Genomic DNA, 23,878 nt, shown 5'->3' on the forward strand with positions numbered 1-23,878 from the left:
CTTGTTCCTATAAGCTCTGCATTTCCTACATGCAAGTGAGGAAAGTAACTTTATACTACCAAATTCAAAATAAAATAACAACTAAGATAACTTTGATTAATCAGATGAAATATTTCTGCCAATTTATTCCTGTAATATTATAGGTTGTTTACAATTTTTATTCATATATTTACATGAATATACATGTCTATTATTCTTATTTATGGAATGAATTGAAGGAGTCGTTGGATATGCTGAGGAAATTTTACATCATGATTATAATAACATCACTTAATTTTTTTATATGGACAAGTACTACGTTAGCAGATGAAGACCTTTCGTTACATAGTGAATCAGCTATTTTAATGGAAGCGGAATCTGGACAAATTCTTGCAGAGAAAAACGCAAATCAGCAAATGTATCCGGCGAGTGTAACAAAAATAGCAACTGCGATTTATGTAATAGAAAATGGTAATCTATCTGAAGAAGTAGAAATAAGTGAAAAAGCTACAGAAGCAGATGGTACTACTGTATTCTTAGCAGAGGGAGAAAAGGTCTCTCTCGGTAAACTTGTTAAAGGTTTATTAATAAATTCAGGAAATGATGCAGGTGTAGCGATCGCAGAACATATGAATGGCAGTGTTCGTGAATTCTCAAAAGAAATGACCGAGTTTTTTGAGGAAAAAGCTGGGATAGAAAATACGAATTTTGATAATCCGCATGGTTTATTTGATGATAATCATTATACAACGGCTGAGGATCTTGCAAAAATAACGAAATATGCTATGCAAAATGAAAAATTTGTAAAGTTATTTGGAATGAAATCCGTGGATTGGGAAAGTAAAACATGGGAAACAACGATTTTAAATCATCATCGAATGGTGAAAGGTGAAATACCTTATGATGGAGTAACCGGAGGAAAAAATGGATATGTGTCCCGGTCTGGTTTTACTCTTGTTACAACTGCAGAACAAGACGGGATGAATTTAATTGCTGTAACTTTGAAGACGCCACTTTCTGAACAATCTTATGAAGATACAGTTGAGTTATTGGATTATGGGTTTGAACATTACGAACCATTTACAATTGATGAAGGCACTTCCTTTATGACAAATGGCAAGCAATTTAAAAATAGTGAAGATTTAACTTATGTTCATGAAGAAGGATCAAAAGTAGAAGAAGAAATTAAAGAAGATGGTAAACTTGTAATTGAGGATAACGGAGAATTACTGAAGGAATTCCAACTGGATAATGTTGAAAAGAAACAACCGACAATGATGAAAAACAATCAAGTTGAGAACGAAAATCAAGAAGATAGTCAAAGCTCTGTATATCTCTATATTGGAATTGGAGTAGTTGCAGCAATATTAGTGCTCGTATTAATTTTATTATGGAGAAGAAAGAAGAGACGAAAGAATAATATATTCATATAATGCAATAAGAAACCTTAAGGTGTTCGACTAAACATCCTTAAGGTTTTTTTCATAACAAAACAAATAATTGGCTGTAATATACAGGTTACAAGGCATAGTGAATAAAGGTAAGTATGGTGAAAACAGTAATTGTTAGAGTATCAAATTGTGCTTTATGTGGATTGACATTGTAAGAATATTTATTATATACTGTATTCAACAAAGTTGAATGAAAGGAAACACAATTGAAATATGTGATTTACCTTATTATGATGAAATAAATTCGAACCATAAAATTACTTAAGTATAACCTATTGTAAGCGGATTCAAAAAATGAAGTGGGGGAGAACCAATGCGTTCATTACCATCTTATGTCCAATTAAAAGAAGTAGGTCCAAGAGACGGACTTCAAAATGAAAAGTCGTGGATAACAACAGAAGATAAAGTAAATTGGATTAATATGTTGTCTACTTCAGGGATAAAAGAGATCGAATATTCATCGTTTGTTAATCCAAAAATGATTCCAGCTTTATCGGATGCAAGGGAAGTAGGTAAGCGAATTATTAGAAACCCAGATGTTAAATATTCTGCTTTAGTCCCTAATATAAAAGGTTTAGAGTATGCACTAGAAGCTGGCATTGACGGTGCTTCTGTATTTATGTCCGCTAGTGAGACTCATAATCAGAAGAATATTAATAAATCGATACAAGATACGTATCCGGTCTTAGATAAAGTTATTGTGGAGGCTAAACAAGCAGGGAAGCATGTAACGGGGTATATTTCTACTGTATTTGATTGTCCGTATGAAGGAAAAATATCGCCGGAGAAAGTGCTGGATGTATGTGATAAATTAATTGAGAGTGGAGTAGATGATTTATCGTTAGGTGATACGATTGGCACGGCGGTTCCGACGCAAGTCGAGCAATTATTAGAACTCTTGTTACAACATTATCCAAAAGAAAAATTGATCTTGCACTTTCATGATACAAGAGGGATGGCAATTGCAAATATTATGACTGCTATGCATTATGGGATTTATCGCTTTGATAGTACGATTGGTGGGTTAGGGGGCTGTCCATATGCTCCAGGAGCCGCGGGAAATGTAGCCACAAATGATGTTTTATATTTATTAGAGGGACTTGGCATTAATACAGGAATTGACGAAAAGAAATTACAAGAAGCTGGTGTTTTTATTCAAAACAAATTGAATAAAACGTTGCCGAGTCGATCATTAGCTTATTTAAAGAACGCATAAATAATGCTATTTAAAGATGAATGAGCGAATTATAACTAGAATAACCCCAAACTATAGTACACAATGTAACTACATTTGTATTACAGTTTGGGGTTTTATTATGGGGAAAATAGTGGTGAGTAGTGAAAAGCCTCACTTTATCTATAAATATGGATTGACTCGTAAACCATGCTAGATTATGATTAGATTGATTTTAATTAAATTATGGAAGGAATGGTTCCCATCGACCTGCAAAGTATTGGAGATAAAATTAAGCAAGTTCGTCTAAGAAATAAAAAAACACAACAACAGATCGCAGATGAGTGTGGGATTTCCAAAAGCCTTCTATCGAAAATAGAAAACGGTCAAACGGCATCAGCAATCGCTACCTTATCGAAGATTTCAGATGCTTTAAAGGTTCCGTTAGCATGGTTACTTGATGATAAGGAAGAACAAGACTTAGTTATTCAACGAAAATATAATCGTCCTTCAAAAGTCGGTGATGAAAGTATGGGGTACTCATATGAGTTACTTGCTAATCGTTCTAAGTATAGTGGCATTGAACCTACCATCGTACATGTTACCCCAAAACATCGAAATCTACGTCAGGATAAGACATACACGCACTCGCAAGATGAATTTATTTACATATTAGAAGGTGAGATTGAACTGCTCTATAACGGCGAGAAGCAATTTTTAGAAAAAGGGGATAGTGCTTATTTTGCTGGTTCAAAACCACATCTGTTTTTGCCGGTAAATGATCGCGGTGCCATGGTGCTGACATGTTTTATTGATCAAATATGATTGGATAAGAGAGGATATAAATGGAAAATGAATGTGTGTTTTGTAAAGTAGAAATTGACCCATCACAGTCTATTATTCTATCCAATGAATATTCATTGTTTTTACAATTAAATGATGCCACTGAAAAAGGTGTGCCGTTAGAAGGAGCTGGGATAATAGTTCCAAAAGCACATCGAAAAACTGTCTTTGACCTTACGGAAGATGAGTGGAAGTCGACCTATGAGTTATTAAAGGAAGCAAAAAATTGGATTGATGTTCACCATCAACCAAATGGATATAATATCGGATGGAATGCAGGGGAGACCGCAGGACAACATATTTTTCACGCGCATATGCACATCCTTCCTAGATACGATGACGAAAAGTATGTAGGTAAAGGAATTCGTGCGTTGTTTAAACAATCGGATAATCGAACGTAAAAGTATCAATAATGAAACAGAATAGGTGCACGATAGATTTATCTTTAACCATCAGCTGAGGATAAATGAATCCCCCGCTGATGGAAGTCTCAAATTATAAAGTTTCCTCCTCTTCTTTATCTACAATCGTAAATGGCCGCATCATATCGTAATCTTCATGTTCTAGTATATGACAGTGCCACACATAATCTCCTGTAAAAGGTTCAAACTTGGCAATCACGCGCGTTACGTGAGCGGATGGTGCTGCTAACGTATCTTTCCAACTTTTTTCATTTTCAGCAGGTGATAGTGGAGCATCCGTGTAAATTATTGATCCATCTTCATTATATTTTTCTAAATCGAATGGTTGTCGGTCAAGAACTTGAAATTGTACAAGGTGAAGATGAATGGGATGTGTAAAGTTAGTTACGTTTACAATCGACCAAATTTCTGTATCACCGAGCTGAGGTTTTTCAGTAATTGGATCATGCCATAATTGATTATTGAGTAATAGTAGCGGTCTTCCGAATTTATCTTCTGATCCCACTAGTTTTAGATTTCGAATAGTATTTATTGAATTTTGTTTTAGTGAGGGTATATGCGTTAAGTGTTTGGGAATTCTGCTTATATCTTTATTCTTTAAAGGTTTGTAGACTTTAAATTGCATAATATGATTGGTTTGATCATCTGGATCGGCATCCTCACCTAAATCATTGTTTATATTTATAACCTGCCCTTTATATTCGCTAAAGTCAATGACAATATCTATACGTTCTGCTGGTTCTATAACAAATTGTCGGGTAGGAATACTTTTACGTAGTAGTCCACCATCAGAACCAATTTGATATATCGGTACGTCATTATTCAAGGATATCCGATATGTTCGAGTATTAGAGGCATTTACTAGTCTAAATCGATATTTTCTTGGTTCGACATCCATATATGGCCAAGCCTTCCCATTAACGAGTATTGTTTCCCCTAAATATGCAGGGACAATAGAAGGGGAGGGTGCTCCTGGGATTGGTTCATCAGGTCCAGAAGGATAGAATAATGAACCATCTGGATTAAGTGTTCGGTCACAGATAATTAAGGGTATTTCGTAGTCACCGGATGGTAGCTGTAAGGCTTTTTCCTCTTCACCACGAATAATATACATGCCAACAAGGCCAGCATATACGTTTAAACGAGTAATTCCCATGGCATGATCATGATACCATAGCGTAGCAGCACGTTGATTGTTTGGATACTCATATACTTCTCGAGAAAAATCAGGACCAGTCTCTTGAAATCCGCGGGTAAACCAAGCCTCAGGATAACCGTCACTATCTGGTTTTGTTACACTGCCATGAACATGCGTGACCGTTCTAGTTTGCGGCATTTGGTCCAGATGATGTATCGAAGTATCTAAAGGTAACATTAGTTTCGGTGGTAAATGGTTCATCCATTTAACATGTATCATTTCCCTTTCAGAAACTTCTATGGTAGGTCCTGGAAATTGCCCATTATATCCCCATAGCTTTGTTGATGGTAAATCACGATGAAGCTTATGCCAACCTTCTTTCATAGTCACTTCATAATATGTTAAATGATTGCTTTTTTCTGTTGGATGTAAAGTTTGGATAATAGGAAGCTCATCTACAAATTTAGTTAATTTCATTTATTTCACTCCCAAAAAAACATATTACTATCATTTATGTTTATTGGGTGTTTGTGGTTTGGGTTTTTACCTATTAATCGTAAATCTGTTTTTAGAGGAACTTTTCATTAGAGCGGAAAATAAACAAAAAAAGGAGCTGTCAGTTAGCTACAGCCCCTTTTTATGTGTAAAGATTCGTATACTCATTCAATTGATTTAACAAATTATCTAATTCTTGACTACATATAATTGTGTTTTCAGATGATAATCCATCTTCTTCTGCAATTCGTAACATTTCATCCCTTTTTTTTACAATTGAGAGAAGAATACTTTCTCTATCATTTTTTTTCATTTTTGTATACATTATTTTATTTGCACCTCTACTTTTAATAACTTGTCTCACACGAATAGGATTATCTCAAATTATTAAATAAAAATAAACCTTTTCGACAAAACTAGATATTATATTCATGCAATAAAATTGTATAATCAATATCCTACTTTCGAAATGCCTTCATAAGACCTAATTTGAAAGGAGGAAAAAATTTTTTAGATAGAAAAATTTTCTAATTAATAAAGAAAAACATTCGTAAATGCTGTCGAAATTAGTATTTTTTTGTAACCCAAAAGATGTGTTTCATTTTTTGGGATAATGAAAGAGTAGCAAATACCTAGATGAAAATGCTTACATATAAACAGGTAATATTGTCGAAAACCATAATTTAGTAGAATAAATATACGAATTATTATACAGTTATATTATATTTTTTAATTTTATGATAGAGAGTTACTCTTGATATTCCCAGTTTTTCGGCTGCTTTTGACTTATTTCCTTCTAGTTGCTGTAATGTAGCCTCAATTAATTGTTTTTCCATCAATTCTTTTTCCAATGGTAGATTGGAACTTGTTTCGCTAGATTGGAAATCAGTTGCTTGTGGCAGATAACGTTGCATATCTTCCTTTTTGACTAGAGAGTTCTCGTGAAGAATGATGATTCGTTCCATTAAATTACGTAGTTCACGGATATTCCCAGGCCATTTGTATTGATTTAAGTATTCATAAGCCTCTTCTGAAATTTCAGGTACTAATACTTGATATTTTTTTGCAAATTGGTCAGAAAAACTTTTTGCAAGTATCTCAATGTCCTCTAATCTTTCACGAAGAGGTGGCATGGTTAATTGGATAACATTTAACCTATAAAAAAGATCGGAACGAAATTGTTTTTCATCCATTAGTTGCTCTAATTTTTGATTGGTTGCTGCGATAAACCGAACATTGACCTGTTTCCCTTGTGAATCACCAATTCGATAAATTCGATTCTCTTGTAATACTCGTAATAGCTTTACTTGCATCTCTAATGGTAATTCTCCAACCTCGTCTAAAAAAAGCGTGCCACCGTCAGCCATTTCAATTTTACCTGCTTTACCTTTCTTCTCAGCTCCAGTAAACGACCCACCTTCATAGCCAAATAATTCACTTTCAAATAAAGCGCTTGGTATGGCGCCACAGTTAACGGGGATAAAAGGTTGGTTTCGTCGATCGCTAGCTTCGTGTATAGCTTTTGCACAAACTTCTTTTCCTGTTCCGCTTTCTCCTAAGATCAATGCAGTTGCATTTGTACTAGCTGCCTTACGAGCCAATTGTATTATCTGTTGCAATGCATTGCTTTTTCCTTTTAGCTTCACAAATGGAGATGTAGAGTTTGCAGGATAAACCTTTTGCCGCAGTTCATTTAATTCTGCAGACGTAGACTCTAAATTGTCATTTAACTTTACAATTTGGGTAATATCTCTCTCCACAGATATGGCCCCAATTAAATCTTGATTGTTATCAAAGACGGGGAGAGTATTTACAACTACATGCTTATCTTTTCTTGGCCGATGGTATTGATTTTGTACTGCTTGTTTGCTATCTAGAACTTTCATTACCATCAAGTCATTGTAGGCAAAAAAGTTTGTAATCGGCTTACCAATAATTGTAGTTTTCTCAATGTTGTACGTGTCTACTGCCGCATTATTCCAATGTAATACCCTTCTATCTGTATCTACAATTGTAATTGCATCGTCTTCTGCTTCTAGCAATTGCTCAAAGAAATAATCATTCATTTAGAGAAACCTCCTCCATTGTAAAGGTGAGTGTAAATTTTCTAAACAAAAACTGTAAATATAGTATACAACAAATTTCTGATTTTTCCACGGATTAAGATGATTATGTTTTTAATAAAATATTGAAAAACCAGTCGGGAGAACGGGTTAACGAATGAAAACGAATACATTTCTGAAAGTTGGCATCTTTTTTGCTAGTAAAATAGTAGAGAGTATAAATACTCTTATTGAATTATTCTTCAAGGAGGTTTTTATTTTGGTATTACCATTTAAACATGAACCATTTACAGACTTTACAGTGAAGGAGAACCGTAAAGATTATCAAGATGCGTTAGCGAAGGTTAAAGAAGAATTAGGTAAAGATTATCCACTTGTTATAAACGGTGAAAAGATCTATACCGATGACAAGTTGATATCTATAAACCCTTCAAATAAAAATGAAGTAGTAGGAAATGTATCCAAAGCAACAAAACAACATATTGAAGAGGCTTTTACTTCAGCGAAGGAAGCTTTTAAAGAGTGGAAATCTTGGTCTGCTGAGGACCGTGCACGTGTCCTATATCGTGCAGCAGCGATTGTAAGAAGACGTAAACATGAGTTCTCTGCATGGTTATCGTATGATGCAGGTAAGCCGTGGGATCAGGCAGATGGAGACACTGCTGAAGGAATTGACTTTTTAGAGTATTATGCTCGCCATATGGTAGAGCTTGAAAAAGGAAAACCGTTAGCGGACCGACCAAATGAAGATAATAAATACTTCTATCAGCCACTTGGACCAGGTGTAGTTATTCCACCTTGGAACTTTGCATTTGCAATTGTTTGTGGGACAACAGTAGCTCCAATAGTTGCAGGGAACCCGGTGCTATTAAAGCCATCTGAAAATACACCTGTAATCGCCTATAAATTAGTGGAGGTACTTGAAGAGGCAGGATTACCAAAAGGTGTTCTAAACTTTGTGCCAGGAGACCCTGCGGAAATCGGTGATTATTTAGTAGATCATAAAGACACACATTTTATTAACTTTACTGGTTCACGTGCAACAGGAGTTCGTATCTTTGAACGTGCTACAAAAATTCAAGATGGTCAAACTCATTTGAAACGTATTGTAGCGGAAATGGGTGGGAAAGACACGATTATCGTTGATGAATCGGCAGATTTAGACTTAGCAGCAGAATCAATTGTTCATTCTGCATTTGGATTTTCCGGTCAAAAATGTTCTGCATGTTCTCGTGCTGTCATTCATGAATCTGTTTATGATGAAGTAATTGAGAAGTCAGTAGAACTTGCAAAAACGCTTACAGTTGGTAATCCAACGGAAGATAATGTTTACATGGCGTCTGTAGTTAATCAAAAACAGTTTGATAAGATAAAAGATTATATTGAAGTTGGTAAACAAGAAGGTGAACTTGTCTTTGGGGGAGAAACAGATGATAATAAGGGATTCTTTGTACATCCAACCATTTTCAAAGATTTAGATCCAAAAGCTCGTATTATGCAAGAAGAGATTTTCGGACCAGTAGTTGCTTTTTCGAAAGCGAAAAGTTTTGATGAATTACTAGATATTGCAAATAACACAGAATATGGATTGACAGGTGCAGTTATTTCAAATAATCGCGAAAATCTAAACCGAGCACAAACAGAGTTTCTTGTTGGGAATTTATACTTCAACCGTGGTTGTACCGCTGCAATTGTAGGTTATCAACCATTCGGTGGATTTAAAATGTCAGGGACAGATTCAAAAGCTGGTGGTCCAGATTACCTTCAGCATTTCTTAAATGCAAAAGTTGTAACCGAACGATTTTAATTGAGATAGATTTGGGGTTGGGATAGTTTCTTTTGAGTATAGATTATATACTTCGTCCCAACCTCAGTCTTGTATAATAAGCAGTTAGTTTCTTAAGTAAGGGGATAGAATAATGGCAAATCTAACACGAGATTTCTTTATAGGTTTATCAAATAATAAGTTGTTAAACACAAATGCAAAGAAATATGGATTTCGTTTAGGTGCAGAGAAGTTTGTTGCGGGAACTAATTTTGACAGTATTATCGGAATAATCAAAGATTTGAATAGTGAGGGAATATCTTGTACACTAGATAACCTCGGAGAGTTTGTGACAGAAAAATCAGAAGCAATTGAAGCAAGAGATGATATCATCGATATGCTTTATAAGATTCATGAACAACGACTAGATTGTCATGTATCTGTGAAATTAACTCAGCTGGGTTTGGACATTGGTGATGATTTTTGTATAAATAATATGCATGCAATTTTAAAAGTTGCAAATCGCTTTGAGATTTTTATCAATATTGACATGGAGAAACATATCCATTATGGTAAAACATTGGAGATTCTAAATGAGCTCCGAAAAGAGTATGACAACGTCGGTACGGTAATACAATCATATTTGTATAGTGCGGAGGACGATTTAGCCGCTTTAGAGGATGTACGAATACGTCTTGTGAAAGGTGCCTACAAAGAAGATGCATCAATTGCTTATCCATCAAAGGAAGATATTGATCGTAATTTTATGGAACTTGCTAAAAAAAGGCTGCTAGGTAATACATTTACTTCCATTGCAACTCATGATCATAATATTATTGAGGAATTAAAATCTTTTGTTGATGAGCATAATATCTCTAGGGATATCTTTGAGTTTCAAATGCTTTATGGTTTTCGAACTGAAATGCATAATGAACTGGCACAGGCAGGATATCATTTTTGTACGTACATTCCGTTTGGAAGCGATTGGTTTGGTTATTTCATGCGGAGGCTTGCAGAGCGACCGCAGAATATTAACTTGGTTTTAAAAGATGTTTTTTATACGAAAGGGAACAAGCTAAAAAAAGAACCAGTTATAGCTGGTGTAGCTGCTCTATCGTTGTTGATGTATGTTAATAAAAAAAGGAAAAAATAAATTTAAGGACAATTGTATTGTTTCTGAAGGGATTGCCCTAAAGTCTCTGGTATTTCCCTTCCCTTCTTAATTCCTTCCTGTCTCAGCCTTTTTCCATCTTTAAGACAACATGTAATAACAAATCAACTTTGGATTAGTACCGAAAGTACCACAAATTCCAAGTGTGAAAGCTTGTTATATATATATTAAACAAAGACGAAAGGGAGATAGGATGTCTGAATTTACGTATCAATTTATTGCTATCGGATTATACTTTTTAGTTATGATAGCTATAGGACTATATTCATATCGAAAAACGTCGAACTTAGACGATTATATGCTTGGAGGTAGAAGCTTAGGTCCAGTTACATCTGCACTAAGTGCTGGAGCTTCAGATATGTCGCAATGGCTACTAATGGGTCTACCAGGAGCAATTTATTTATCTGGTCTTGCAGAAGGTTGGATTGCGATAGGTTTAGCTATAGGGGCATGGTTGAATTGGTTAATTGTAGCACCAAGATTACGAACGTATACGGAAATATCTAATAACTCGATTACAATTCCAAGCTATTTAGATAATCGTTTTAAAAACAACTCGAAGATCTTACGTATTGTTTCTGGCGCAGTTATATTAATTTACTTCACATTTTATGTTTCTTCAGGAATGGTAGCAGGTGGTGTTTTCTTTGAAAGCTCATTTAACTTTAATTATCATTCTGGTCTTATCGTAGTAGCAGTGGTTACTATTCTTTATACATTGCTAGGAGGATTCTTAGCTGTTAGTATTACTGATGTTGTGCAAGGGACGATGATGTTCTTGGCTCTAATTCTTGTACCGACGATGGCAATTTTCCATCTAGGAGGAGTTGGAGAGACTGTAAACTTAATCCAAGATGTGGATCCTGATTTCTTAAGCTTTTTCGCAGCGGCGTCAACAACTGGTATTATTTCTTCGCTTGCGTGGGGGCTAGGTTATTTTGGACAGCCACATATTATCGTTCGTTTCATGGCTATTAAATCAGTAAAAGAGACCACATCTGCACGTCGTATTGGAATGGGTTGGATGATAATTTCTCTAATCGGTGCCGTAATTACTGCACTAGTTGGTGTTGCATTCTTCCATGCGAATCCAGAGTTTAACTTAGCTGATCCTGAAGCAGTATTTATTGTTCTAGGTCAAATATTATTCCATCCGTTCATTGCAGGTATATTATTAGCTGCTGTTATTGCAGCAATTATGAGTACAGTATCTTCTCAGTTACTAGTTACCTCATCTGCACTTGTGGAAGATATTTATAAAGCAGTTTTCAAATCAGATGCTTCAGATAAAACCTATGTAATTCTAAGTAGATTAGCTGTACTTCTAATTTCATTTATAGCGATTATATTTGCTTGGCAGAAGAATGATACTATATTAGGACTTGTATCATTTGCATGGGCAGGATTCGGTGCTGCATTTGGTCCAGTTGTGTTACTTTCCTTATTCTGGAGAAAAACAACAGGAACCGGAGCTTTATGGGGAATGATTGTTGGTGCAATTTCAGTATTCGTATGGGGTTATTCTCCGTTAGCCGACTATCTTTATGAACTTGTTCCTGGTTTTATACTAAGTACAATTGTGATTGTTGTAGTAAGCTTACTTACGTATAAACCAAATCCAGAAGTGGAAAAAGAATTTAATGAAACTGTTAAACGTCTAAAAGAGCATAAAAATAGATCTTGATAATAATTTTAATTAAAAGGCACCCGTTATCTTTCCGAGATAACGGATGCCTTTTATTGTAAGAAACTGACTCTAAAAAAATAAGTGGATTATCTAAGAACGCATCGTCAGAAGGTAGAAATTGTAGTCATGGATAGGAGTCCATTTTTTAAAGCAGCTGTTGTTAAGGTATTAGGTTACCCAATTGTTATCGCTAATCGTTTTCATTTTACCCTATATATGTTATGTATTGGGCTTTAGAAAGAGTGAGAATTCGTGTACAGCGAAATTTCATGATTATGATCGGAAGAAGTGTAAACGTATGCGACATGTATTTTATAAAAAGCAATCGAAGTTAACGAAAAAGCAACAATGGTATTTAGATTGCTATTTACACATGTCACCAGATTTAAAACGCGCCCACGAGTTAAAATAAGCGTAAGAAATATAGGGAGACTCCAGTGGGAGGAAGGCCTAGTTTAGACCCCGGATTGCGTAGCAAACGGAGGCTCAACAGCCGCCTTAGGATAAGCGCAGTATATTTCTGAAGCGGGTTTCCAATACCCATTCATTCGATTTCTCTTTTGATTAAATACTTTTGTCTCATCCCCAACATTTGACTTAGAACAACAGTACTTAACGAAAATAATCCTTCAGATTTGCTAGTACGTTTAACATTTTCTTTGATAAACCTTTTCTCCAGATATAAATGTCTGAAGTACTTTTATATTTTTAATATCCATTTTATCAACTTCAAATGGGTTGTTATCAAGTACAATGAAGTCAGCAAGTTTTCCAGCTTCTAAACTTCCGCTATTTTCTTCATCATTATTTAGTCTAGCGCCATCAATTGTCATCGTTTCAATTGCCTTTTTAACGGAGATACGTTGATTCTCTCCAAATACTTTTTGTTCCATACTTATACGATTTACTGCTGCCCAAACTGAAAACAATGGCGAGATAGGTGTGATAGGGCAATCCGAATGTAGTGTATAGAGAATTTCACGATCGGTAGCATCTTTTAATGGATTTAGTCTTGAAGTTCGTTCAGGTCCCAAGAAATATTTATTATGGCGGTCAGCCCAATAGTAGATATGATTTATGAAAAATGATGCCGCTACATCGAGTTTTTTCATCTTATCCAAGTCTTCTTCAGTTGCAGTTTGCACATGTTCTATTCGATGTAAATGATTTTCTTTAGGTGTTATAGATAAAATGCGTTCATATCCTTTTAAAATAGAAGAGATCGCTTGGTCTCCATTACCATGTATAGCTAAACGAAATCCTCTTTGATGGAGACTCAGGAGAATTTCTTCAAAGTGAGTTTGTTCATGAAGTAATTCACCATGTTCAAAAGGTTTCGTATAATAAGGTTCTCTTAAAGATGCGGTAAATCCCTGAATGGAACCATCTTGAAATAATTTTGCACTATCTAACGCTGCCCAATTATTTGTTTCTCTCATAATATCATTATTTAGTTCGCTGGCATTTTTATTTTTAAAATGAGTATTTAATAAATGATATAAAATCATAAAACGCATGCGCATAGGATTTTTTGATGTTTTTACAGCCTTAATATGAGCATCGTACTCAGCTATACCTAAATCAAGACCAACACCTGCGTCTGTACAAGTAGTAATACCTTCAGAAAGATAATCATTAGCTCCAAGCTCTATCGAATTAGCCATTTCTTCCGCGGAAGGCTTAGGAATAACTGCTTGAACTAAGTCTAAGGCAGGTAATTCATAGAGAACTCCATTTAACTCACCTGCATTATCTCTTCCTAGATGTCCACCTTGAGGATCTTTACTATCTTTATGGAGTTCTGCAATTTCTAAAGCTTTTGTATTTGCAACTGCAAAATGAACAGATGTATGACGAATTAGGATAGGAATCTCCTTTGAAACCTGATCTAGTTCATCACGCGTAGGATGTCTATTTTCTTTTAATAATGTATTATCATAGCCCCAACCTAAGAGCCATTCATCTTCTGGTAATTCATGTAGTTTTTGTTTTAACTGATCAAGGATATCGGATATTGAGTGATTTAAAGGTGAACTACAATCAGCTTGTTTCTTAAATAGAGAATACATTAATAAATGGCTGTGTGTGTCGATAAATCCAGGCAGGATTGTCTTTCCTTTCATATCAACCACTTGTTTGGTTTCTTCGCTATTTAATTCTTCTTTTGGAGGGGAAGGAGAGTGCCAAATCTTATCTATCCTCCCAGATTTAATAGAGAATGACCCAACAACGTCATTCTCCTGATTCATCGTAAAAATTTTCGCATTTGTAATTATCGTATCCATAGAAATAATGTTTACTCCTTTATTGTTCAGATTTTGTTTCTGAAGGGTTTGCGGAATTAAGGTCATTCCAATAAACTGCTCTGACTTGTTCAGAATTATCATGTCTGGTTAATAAGCTGATTATAACTAATGTTAAAATGGATACACTGAATCCGAAAATAGTATGGTCGATATTTAAACCTAAATATGGCCATGACAGAGTTGCGATAAGTGCACTTATCATGCTCCATATCATCCCTTTTTTAGTGACTCTTTTCCAGAACATAACTGCAAGGAATGGGAATACTAATACAGTTGCAGATAGACGCAATGCCCATTGGTATGCTGTTTCGATATTAGTAACAAAATATGCAGCAATAAGCCCCAGTAATGAGATGATAATAACGGAAATTCTTGCTGAGAACATGAGTTGTTTATTGTTAGCGTTCGGGCGTACTAGACGTTGATATAAATCCCTTGTTAGATTTGAACTGCCTTGTAAAATAAATGAAGTAGCACCAGTCATTAAAGCAGCTAGTAAACCTATAAAAACAATACCCCCTATTGCAGGATGCAGTAATTCTGCAGTTACATATGAAAAGATTAGATCTGGATCCATATCTGTTGGTACGAACTGTCTTGCTATTACTCCGATGGTATAAGGTAATATGGAGATTAATCCAGCAATAATGAATCCTGTAACTCCAGCTTTTTTCGCTACTTGTTCACTTTTTGAAGCAAAGATTCGTTGCCAAGTCGATTGCCAAATTATATAAAATGGACCGACTGATAATGCATAAAGTAACACACTCCCGAGTCCTTCAGCTCCTAAGGGAGATATATAATCAGCTGGTGTATTCGCTATAATATTCTCAAATCCTCCAGCGAAATTTATGCTTGAGATAGCTAGAACTATAATTCCAATGATAACAATAATTGATTGAATTGCATCTGTAATGATAGTAGCTGGTAATCCGCCTAAGATAGTAAATGACACTATTAGAACGAATGAAAGTGCAATACCTGTATTTACATCTATTCCAAGTGCAATTGTAAAAATAGATGACATTCCGATCATTTGTAGGGCTAATGTAGGGACGGAATATATGAAAGCTGATAAAACGGAGGGGATAATTCCTGATTTCCCACCAAAACGTTCTCCAAATAAATCGGCGATAGTGTACAGTCGCTGACGTCTAAGTGGGCCAGCAAAAGCTACAATGAGTAAGAGGCAGAAGAGAATCCCAGGTAAAGCAAATTTAAAATAGCCTGAGAGTCCGACAGTAAATCCCATGCCAACCCAACCTATAAACACAGCGGCTCCACACCATGTACTAATAATTGTACCAACAATTGGCCAGAAATTAGTATTCCAACCACCAATTAAATATTCATCGTACGTCTTTACTTTAAAAAAATAATAAATTCCCATGGATAACATGAGAATAAAATATAAACCTATATAACTAATATACCAAGTCATATGTGAAATTCTCCTTCATTGAATTAATCTGCATTTCTTTTGGACTAGTAAGAAAAACATATGTTGTTATTAAATCAAACCGAGAAATAGAATTCAAGCAATATTACTAGAAGATAACTTCGAAAAAGGTTACGATAAACACAATACAAATTTTAACAATGTACTTCGTTCAGATAATAATTGATTTTAAGGAGGCGTTCATAATGGCAGAGAAAAAAACATTTATAGGTTTTGCAGGCACATATACTAGAAAAACAAGTAAAGGTATTTACCGATTTTCATTAAATGTGGACTCAAAACAATTAGAGAAAGTAGAATTAGCAGCACGAGTAGATAACCCAACGTATTTGACTATATCTGATGATCAAAAGCATCTATATTCGATCGCGCAAGAAGGAGAAATGGGTGGCGTTCAATCTTTTAACATCTCTTCAGAAGATGGAGAATTAAAGTTGATAAATGGTCAATTAGTAGAAGGGGCTCCGCCTTGTCATCTTGATGTGCATAGTGAAGTATTGGTTACTGGTAATTATCATAAAGGGGATATAGGATTACACCATCTTGATAATGCTCAAGTAGAACAAGGTAAATTTTTAAAGCATGAAGGGGATGGCCCTCATAAAAGACAAGAAAAACCACATGTTCATTACACAGGATTTACACCAGACGGAAGATATGTGGTTGTAGCAGATTTAGGTACAGATGAACTTGTCACTTATCGCATAGAGGATGAATCCTTAATACATGTGAGTACCTTACATGTTGCGCCAGGAAGCGGACCGCGTCATATTGTTTTCCATCCAAATAAGTCCGTAGCCTATTTATTAACAGAATTAAGTTCAGAAGTAATTGTTCTTGATTATAATAAAGAAACAGGGCAGTTTAACCAAAAGCAAACGATAAAAGCAATTCCTGAATCTTTTAATGATACAAATGATGCGAGTGCGATTCATATTTCTTCAGATGGTAAATTTATCTATACTGGAAATAGAGGGCACAACAGTATTGCTGTATTTTCTGTTGATGAACGTTCAGGGGAGTTAACATTGGTGGAAATTACCCCATCAGGAGGGGAATGGCCACGAGACTTCGTGTTGGATCCAACAGAACAATTTCTTATAGCATCTAATCAACATAGTGGAAATATTGTTTTATTCGAACGCGACACTGCAACTGGGAAGTTATCACCAGCAAATAGCGAAATTGAAGTACCTGAAGTGGTGTGTGTGAAATTTTTATAGTTTAATTTAAATAATCTACTAAAATTAGTGGGTAAGATCATCGACGGATGATTTTGCCCACTATTTTGCTTTTTAGGAGTAAAGTAAGAGGTGAAAGAGAAGCGGAAATATTAACGTTATATCTCGTATATATATGGAGTTGAAGTAAGATGAAGAATGTTGGAGATCAATATCTATTAGCCTTTTAAACTTACTCACGATATTTTTGTATTTGTTATCTTCTGAAAAAACATGTAAATCAGTCTTTTACCTGCTATAATAATACGTATAGAAACAAGGGTAAAAGGGGGATTTTATATGACGAAATTACAATGGAATAGCCCTAGTCAGTTAAGGACTTTGTTAAATGAGTTAGTAGGTTGGAAAAGTATAACGTTGTCTGAAGGAGAACGTCAATTTCCGATGAAACTTTATGCGAAGTTACAGGATTTAGATTATTTTCATCAATATCCAGATCGTTTGTCTTTGCATGAAGCAGATGAACGTAGAAAATTATTAACTGCTGTCTATAAGCATCCAGATGCTACACAAACGATTTGTCTTATTAGTCATTTTGACACTGTGAATACAGAAGAATACGGATCTATGGAACCGCTTGCTACACAACCCGAAGAACTTACTAAATTGTATATGGAAAATAAAGAAGAGTTACCGTTTGAGATTCATCAAGATTTGGAATCGGAAGCTTTTTTATTTGGTAGGGGAACCATGGATATGAAGATGGGGCTAGTGATGCATATGAGCTTGATTGAGCAAGCGAGTATAGAAGAGTGGCCGATTAATCTTGTACTATTAACAGTTCCAGATGAAGAGGTAAATTCATCCGGGATGCGTTATGCAGTACCTGTGTTGGTTGAGTTACAGAAAAAATTTGGTTTTACATACACATTATTTTTAAATAGTGAGCCGACGTTTCGACAAGAGCCAACAGATAATTCGCATTATATTTATACGGGTACTATAGGGAAGGTGCTGGCAGCTGCTTTATTTTATGGTAAGGAGACACATGCTGGGGAGCCGTTAAGTGGTATGACTTCGCCTTTTATGGCTTCATATTTGACGCAAGAAATGGAGTGGAATGCTAAATTTAAAGAAATGGTAAGAGGTGAGTCTACACCATTGCCAGTCACGTTACAACAAACCGATCTGCGTTTACGTTATTCGACCCAGACACCATATCGTTCTTCTGCGCTATATAATTTATTTTTAATGGAACGAAGTACGAAGGAAGCTTTTGACTTATTTGAGGAAGTTGCGACCGATGCTGCAAACAAGTGTACAGAAGCCTATAATGAAGTTTGTAGGCAACAAGTAGTGCCACCAATAGGAAAGGTAAAAGTAATTCGCTATAAGGATTTATTAGAATATGCGACAGATAAATTAGGTGAATCTATCATTCAAGAGATTAAAGCCGATATTTATTATAATGATGAATGGGATGATAGAGAAAAATCACTTCGAATTACGGATCAATTAATGATTCGTTGTCAAGAATTGGCACCAGCGATGATCATCTTATTTGCACCACCGTATTATCCGGCTGTTAACTCATCTGACAATAGTTTAGTAAAAGAATGTACGGCATTTTTAACCAAAAAAGCAAAAGAAGATTTTCAATTGGATATTAAACAGATTCATTATTTAAATGGTATTTGTGATTTAAGTTATGTGAATTATTCGGAAGACCTTTCTGGATGGGATGAATATGAACAAAACACACCTGTTTGGGGAGATACGTACCATCTTCCTTTTGATGAGATGAGTCAGCTACGAGCACCAGTAATTAATGTAGGTCCATTTGGGTATGATGCACATAAACGTACGGAAAGATTACACATTGTTAATGCGTTCGAACAGTTCCCGAAGATGCTCAGAGAATTAGTAGGGTATATATCAAATAAATAACGTATGAAAACCTTAAATGAGTTAAATAATCGTGCAATTGCTGCCGCAGTCGTTTTTTAGTCATGTTAAGTTAAATTGTTGTCTTTGGAACTTTGATTCATCCATATTGAAAATAAAAATGTGAGCGCCTCTCAAAAGAGCAGAGGTCAATAACTAACTTGAAACAATATTCTCAAGTTAGTTGTTGACATGCCTTTGGGAAGCGACTCACATTTTTTCATTGTTAAACGCTTTTAAAATATTTTATTCGGATTCATAATCTGGTCTGGGTCAAGAGCTTGTTTTAATTGTCTCATTACAGTTAGTGCCTCTCCGTGTTCTTGTTGCTGATACTTTTTCTTGCCGGTCCCGACTCCATGCTCACCGGTACAGGTTCCGCCGCGTTCTAAAGCATAAGCTACAACTTTTTCATTTAGTTCTTGAGCGAATTGGATCTCTTGTTCATCGTGTGGATCAAACATTAGGACGATATGGAAATTCCCATCGCCGACATGTCCCGTAATGCCACCAGGAAGCCCGTAGATATCTAGCATTAATCTAGCATGAGATATCGCATCAGCTAGATATGAAATCGGTAAGCAAACATCCGTGATCATCATTTTTCTACCTTTATAACCATGTACATATGCATATGCGAGATTATGTCTAGCTTCCCATAGTTGGTTTCTAGCTGCAGTATCAGACTCAAAGGTGATATTTGTACAGTCAAAATCTGAAAATAGTTGTTCTGTGAATGCCATATCTTCTGCAAGACCCGATTTATTCCCATGAAATTCAATAAATAAGGTTGGTTCTATCGAAAGATCTAACTCGCTATACTGATTGACCTGCAAAATAGAATCTTCGTCGACGATCTCCATTCGCGCGATTGGAATACCTGCTTGAAGTACGGAAACTACTGCTTCAATAGCTTGATGAACGGTAGGGAAGGTAGCTCTTCCAGCAGCAATATGTTCTGGAATACCAAAAACTTTTAAGGTTAGTTCCGTGATGCATCCTAATGTCCCTTCGGAGCCAACAAATAATCCATTTAAATGATATCCAGAAGAAGATTTTGCAGCTTTTGTACCTGTTTGAATCGTGGTGCCGTTTGCGAGGACCACTTCCATTGTCCGTACATTATCTCGCATCGTTCCATATTTTACAGTTAGTGTACCACTGGCATTTGTAGCGGCCATTCCTCCAAGTGTTGCATCCGCTCCTGGATCAACAGGAAAGAATAAACCATACTTTTTCAGTTCCTTTTCTAGTTGCGTACGGGTAACACCTGGTTGCACTCTTACAATTAAATCCTCTGGATTAATCTCCACGATGTTGTTCATTAGCGAGAAATCTACCGAAATTCCTGGCTGATTTGGAATCACATGTCCTTCTAAACTAGTTCCGACACCAAAAGGGTAGATTGGTACTTTAAACTGTGAGCAACATCTCGTTATGTGTTGGACATCTGTCGTATCTTTAGGAAATATGACAGCTAATGGCTTATGAGGTGCGTGGTAAGATTCGTCTTTACTATGTTGTTCTAACAGCGTTTCGTTTTGAGTGATTTGTGCTGTTTCTAAATATTTGCTTAATTCTTCTATCAAGGAAGTAATGGTTGTTTCCATGTGGAGCACTCCTTTTTAGTAGTTATAAAATTTTATGTCTGACTTTTTAAATGTATAGCAAAGTGTTTAAAAATATTGAAAAAAGGTTTATAATATGGACAGGATGGAGGTGATATCCTATGGGTATCGCAAATATAGGTATACCAGGTCTAATCCTAATAATTGTTATCGCTTTAATCATTTTTGGACCTAAAAAGTTACCTGAAATTGGAAAAGCTGCTGGACAAACTCTACGTGAATTTAAATCTTCTGCGAACAGTATGATGGATGAAGAAGAACAGAAAGATAAAAAAAATGAAAAGCAGTTGAATCAATCTTCTTCCAATAATAATAAATAGTAGTGAAAAAGACGCTTAACAGTAATTGAACTAAGCGTCTTTTTATTTGGGAATATTGTTTATAGCGTGTATTTTTATGATGGTTGCTGTAGTAACATTGTCATAATTTCATTGGGTTGAACAGGTTTACTAAAGAGATATCCTTGTCCTTCGTGGCATTGCTGACTTTTCAAGTATTCGAGCTGTTTTTCACTTTCAATTCCTTCAGCAATAATACGGAAGTGCAAATTTTTCCCCATATTAATGATTGTATTTGTAATAATTTCTCCATCTCGATCAAGATCATCGATAAATGACTTATCAATTTTTAATGTATCGATAGGAAGTTGTTTTAGATAGCTTAACGATGAATAACCTGTCCCAAAATCATCAATAGACACATGCATTCCTAAGCTCTTTAATTCTAAAATGGTCAACATCGAACTTTCTAGATTAAGAATCGTACTTTCAGTTATTTCAATCTCAAGATATGAGGCATCTAGCATTGTATCATTGAGTATTTCTTTCACGTCTTGTACAAAGTACTTATCTTTAAATTGTATTGGAGAAACATTTACGGAAATACGTTGCATGAGTAAGCCTTTTTCCTGCCATGATTTCATCCTTCTACAGACATTTTCTAATATCCACTTTCCGACAGAGATAATCATTCCAGATTCCTCTAATTTGGGTATGAATTCATCAGGAGAAACAAAACCAAGCTCTCGGTTATTCCATCGTAGTAACGCTTCTGCACCAACTACTTTATGACTTTTAAGATTAATAATTGGTTGGTACATAATGCTGAACTCTTCGCGAGCTAGGGCTTCCTTTAATTCTAAATCTATTATATAGCCCCGTTCCAGAGGTTTTTCCTGATGATGAGCATGTATACAATATCGGTTTCCACCTTTCTTTTTAGCAAGATCCATTGCTTTTCTTGCTTGTTTAATGGAAGTATCTATTTCATCATACTTAGAGTGCCCATTCGTATAGGCGGATTTGTAAGGAAAACGAATTCCGATGCTAACCGTTATTGAAATTTGGCTATCTTGTATTTTATATGGGATGCGCAACTTATTTACGATACTTTCTGCTTTCGCCATACATTCCTCTTGATTTAATTGTTCTTTTATAATAACAACAAATTCATCTCCATCTTTACGAAACAGAAAGTTATCTTTCGTTTGGAAGTTTTGCAATCGTTCTGCTACCATTCTAATAACTTTATCTGCAATACGTTTACCGAAAGCTTCATTAATTTGTTTGAATCGATCTAAAGAAATATATAATATGGCCTTTGTATTATTGATATCTATTTGTTGTTCGTCTATCCAATGATAAAGTTGATTCTGATTCGGTAACTTCGTTAAATAATCCGTAAATGCAATTCCTTCGATATACTCTTCATAATGTTTTCTTGCAGTAATATCATAGTAAGTTGTTATCGTTTTATCTGGATTTCCATCTTGATCATAATAAGGTACCATCGATGCTTCAAACCAACAAGTGGTATCATCTTTTGTTTGGATTTGAATTTCCTCTTTCCAAACAGCTTTTTTATTTTGTTCTCTTACGATATGTAGGGGGAAAGGTGACTTTAGTATTCTATTAAACGGTTTGCCAAATATGTCTTCTTCGGTGTAATTTAGACGCTTGCAGAAAGAATCATTCGCATATATTAAATTCCCATTCACATCTATGATGGAAAACATAGTTGTCTGATTTATTGCGGATTGTACCCTACTATCAGTTAAATAATGTTTTCTTTTTTCATTCATGAAGAATACCTCGCTTATGTATATGTACACTCTATTTTACTAGATTTGATTCTGCATAGCTATGGAAATTGACGAAAAATATGAAATATTTTCATGTATAGGTTAGAACATTTTTAATTGAGGGAGATAGAATTTCTCGATGTTTTTGCGGGACGTACAAGTTTGAAGATAGAGTTTTACTCTTATATAGAGGGGGGAGGACGAGATAAGACTAACTCAGTAAAGTGCTTTCTTTTCTGAGTTAGCTAAATCGATGTCCATGGAAAGATCATATTAGTTAGCACAGCATCCTGCTTCTAGAGATCCTATTAAATACTCTCTATTACCATTATCAACAAGTCTATTTGGTTATTCTGTTTTTTCTGGCTCTCCGTAGTCTTGTCCTTTGGTATCTACAGTTATTTCCTTAATGGTTGGAACTTCTTGTCCAGAAGTTCCTTGTTCCACAATGTTATCTACCGTTTCCATGCCTTCAATGACTTTTCCGAACCCTGCATAATCTTTATCAAGATGGTCGGCTTTGTCTAAAACAATAAAAAATTGAGATCCTGCCGAATCAGGATGTTGACTTCTAGCCATTGAAAGGACACCACGTTCGTGGATTAAATCATTTTCAAATCCATTCGAAGTGAATTCTCCTGGGATAGAATATCCGGGTCCTCCAGTTCCATTTCCTTCAGGATCGCCACCTTGGATAACAAATTCGGGGACAATCCGGTGGAAAGTTAATCCATCATAAAAGCCATCTTCAATTAGAGAAATAAAATTAGTTACTGTGTTAGGAGCAATTTCAGGATAAAGTTCCACAGTAATAGTTTGTTTATTATCCATCGTAATAGTAGCTATCGGATTATCCTCCGATTGAGTTTCTTCGCTCGGTGTTTCTTCGGTATCAGCGCATGCTGATAAAAGAAGAGTTATCATTAGCATTAGTATAAATAGATATCTTTGCTTCATTTTAGTTCTCCTTTGTTTTTAATCACGGTGAGGACTTGTCCATAAAACTTCGATTTCACCTCCTTAGACAGAGAAGTGAAATGTGTGAAGAAGACGCTAACACGGAGATAAATATAGCTTCATATTAGTGCATCG

At 35.4% G+C, this 23,878-nt stretch carries 18 protein-coding genes and 1 pseudogene; 11 read left to right on the forward strand and 8 right to left on the reverse strand.

Going from position 1 to position 23,878, the window contains the following annotated elements:
* The first annotated feature begins 251 nt into the window (after positions 1 to 251).
* From OB_RS07025 to OB_RS07040, 4 genes are all read left to right on the forward strand, one after another.
* The gene (locus OB_RS07025; protein ID WP_231847002.1) at positions 252 to 1,412 is read left to right on the forward strand and encodes a D-alanyl-D-alanine carboxypeptidase family protein; all 1,161 of its coding nucleotides are present in this window, start codon (positions 252 to 254) and stop codon (positions 1,410 to 1,412) included.
* 331 nt (positions 1,413 to 1,743) lie between these two features.
* Positions 1,744 to 2,646 carry a hydroxymethylglutaryl-CoA lyase gene (locus tag OB_RS07030; protein WP_011065749.1) on the forward strand — a complete coding sequence of 301 codons (903 nt, stop codon included), beginning with the start codon at positions 1,744 to 1,746 and terminating at the stop codon, positions 2,644 to 2,646.
* A 204-nt stretch (positions 2,647 to 2,850) separates the two neighbouring features.
* Complete coding sequence (locus tag OB_RS07035) at positions 2,851 to 3,429, forward strand: helix-turn-helix domain-containing protein (RefSeq protein WP_231847003.1); 579 nt, start codon at positions 2,851 to 2,853, stop codon at positions 3,427 to 3,429.
* A gap of 20 nt (positions 3,430 to 3,449) precedes the next feature.
* The gene (locus OB_RS07040) at positions 3,450 to 3,848 is read left to right on the forward strand and encodes an HIT family protein (RefSeq protein WP_011065751.1); all 399 of its coding nucleotides are present in this window, start codon (positions 3,450 to 3,452) and stop codon (positions 3,846 to 3,848) included.
* Positions 3,849 to 3,942: 94 nt separating this feature from the next.
* Here OB_RS07040 and OB_RS07045 read toward each other — a convergent pair whose 3' ends face one another.
* The 3 genes from OB_RS07045 to OB_RS07055 all read right to left on the reverse strand — a co-directional run bounded on the left by OB_RS07045 (position 3,943) and on the right by OB_RS07055 (position 7,568).
* Complete coding sequence (locus tag OB_RS07045; protein WP_011065752.1) at positions 3,943 to 5,484, reverse strand: multicopper oxidase family protein; 1,542 nt, start codon at positions 5,482 to 5,484, stop codon at positions 3,943 to 3,945.
* A 160-nt stretch (positions 5,485 to 5,644) separates the two neighbouring features.
* Complete coding sequence (locus OB_RS07050; protein ID WP_050750212.1) at positions 5,645 to 5,827, reverse strand: aspartyl-phosphate phosphatase Spo0E family protein; 183 nt, start codon at positions 5,825 to 5,827, stop codon at positions 5,645 to 5,647.
* Between the two features lie 382 nt (positions 5,828 to 6,209).
* Positions 6,210 to 7,568, reverse strand: a complete 1,359-nt coding sequence (locus tag OB_RS07055; RefSeq protein WP_011065754.1) for a sigma-54 interaction domain-containing protein — start codon at positions 7,566 to 7,568, stop codon at positions 6,210 to 6,212.
* Positions 7,569 to 7,824: 256 nt separating this feature from the next.
* On the opposite strand from OB_RS07055, the gene pruA reads away from it, so the two are divergent.
* From pruA to OB_RS18900, 4 genes and pseudogenes are all read left to right on the forward strand, one after another.
* The gene (pruA, locus tag OB_RS07060; RefSeq protein ID WP_011065755.1) at positions 7,825 to 9,372 is read left to right on the forward strand and encodes an L-glutamate gamma-semialdehyde dehydrogenase; all 1,548 of its coding nucleotides are present in this window, start codon (positions 7,825 to 7,827) and stop codon (positions 9,370 to 9,372) included.
* Positions 9,373 to 9,484: 112 nt separating this feature from the next.
* The gene (locus OB_RS07065) at positions 9,485 to 10,483 is read left to right on the forward strand and encodes a proline dehydrogenase family protein (RefSeq protein ID WP_011065756.1); all 999 of its coding nucleotides are present in this window, start codon (positions 9,485 to 9,487) and stop codon (positions 10,481 to 10,483) included.
* A 211-nt stretch (positions 10,484 to 10,694) separates the two neighbouring features.
* A complete protein-coding gene (gene putP / locus OB_RS07070) occupies positions 10,695 to 12,185 on the forward strand; it encodes a sodium/proline symporter PutP (RefSeq protein ID WP_011065757.1) in 1,491 nt (496 codons plus the stop codon).
* Between the two features lie 87 nt (positions 12,186 to 12,272).
* Positions 12,273 to 12,597, forward strand: a pseudogene (locus OB_RS18900) (transposase); the annotation flags it as partial.
* A 238-nt stretch (positions 12,598 to 12,835) separates the two neighbouring features.
* Here OB_RS18900 and OB_RS07075 read toward each other — a convergent pair.
* Both OB_RS07075 and OB_RS07080 read right to left on the reverse strand, forming a co-directional pair.
* On the reverse strand, positions 12,836 to 14,473 hold the full coding sequence (locus tag OB_RS07075; RefSeq protein ID WP_011065759.1) for an amidohydrolase: 1,638 nt from the start codon (positions 14,471 to 14,473) through the stop codon (positions 12,836 to 12,838).
* Positions 14,474 to 14,492: 19 nt separating this feature from the next.
* Positions 14,493 to 15,935, reverse strand: a complete 1,443-nt coding sequence (locus OB_RS07080; RefSeq protein WP_011065760.1) for a sodium:solute symporter family protein — start codon at positions 15,933 to 15,935, stop codon at positions 14,493 to 14,495.
* A 203-nt stretch (positions 15,936 to 16,138) separates the two neighbouring features.
* Here OB_RS07080 and OB_RS07085 point away from each other — a divergent pair, with 203 nt between their 5' ends.
* Together OB_RS07085 and OB_RS07090 are read left to right on the forward strand one after the other, a co-directional pair.
* Entirely contained in the window at positions 16,139 to 17,176 is a 1,038-nt protein-coding gene (locus tag OB_RS07085; protein ID WP_011065761.1) for a lactonase family protein, read from the forward strand.
* Between the two features lie 297 nt (positions 17,177 to 17,473).
* On the forward strand, positions 17,474 to 19,081 hold the full coding sequence (locus OB_RS07090) for a M20/M25/M40 family metallo-hydrolase (RefSeq protein ID WP_011065762.1): 1,608 nt from the start codon (positions 17,474 to 17,476) through the stop codon (positions 19,079 to 19,081).
* A gap of 233 nt (positions 19,082 to 19,314) precedes the next feature.
* On the opposite strand, the gene OB_RS07095 is transcribed toward OB_RS07090, so the two are convergent.
* The gene (locus OB_RS07095; protein ID WP_011065763.1) at positions 19,315 to 20,688 is read right to left on the reverse strand and encodes an FAD-binding oxidoreductase; all 1,374 of its coding nucleotides are present in this window, start codon (positions 20,686 to 20,688) and stop codon (positions 19,315 to 19,317) included.
* 119 nt (positions 20,689 to 20,807) lie between these two features.
* On the opposite strand from OB_RS07095, the gene OB_RS07100 reads away from it, so the two are divergent.
* Entirely contained in the window at positions 20,808 to 21,026 is a 219-nt protein-coding gene (locus OB_RS07100; RefSeq protein WP_011065764.1) for a twin-arginine translocase TatA/TatE family subunit, read from the forward strand.
* 74 nt (positions 21,027 to 21,100) lie between these two features.
* Here the strand turns inward: OB_RS07100 and OB_RS07105 are convergent, their stop codons facing one another.
* On the reverse strand, positions 21,101 to 22,786 hold the full coding sequence (locus OB_RS07105; protein WP_041544123.1) for a sensor domain-containing protein: 1,686 nt from the start codon (positions 22,784 to 22,786) through the stop codon (positions 21,101 to 21,103).
* 348 nt (positions 22,787 to 23,134) lie between these two features.
* The gene (locus OB_RS07110; protein ID WP_011065766.1) at positions 23,135 to 23,743 is read right to left on the reverse strand and encodes a peptidylprolyl isomerase; all 609 of its coding nucleotides are present in this window, start codon (positions 23,741 to 23,743) and stop codon (positions 23,135 to 23,137) included.
* Positions 23,744 to 23,878 lie beyond the last annotated feature (135 nt).

Origin of the sequence: Oceanobacillus iheyensis HTE831, from assembly GCF_000011245.1 — a bacterium.
Lineage (GTDB): Bacteria > Bacillota > Bacilli > Bacillales > Amphibacillaceae > Oceanobacillus > Oceanobacillus iheyensis.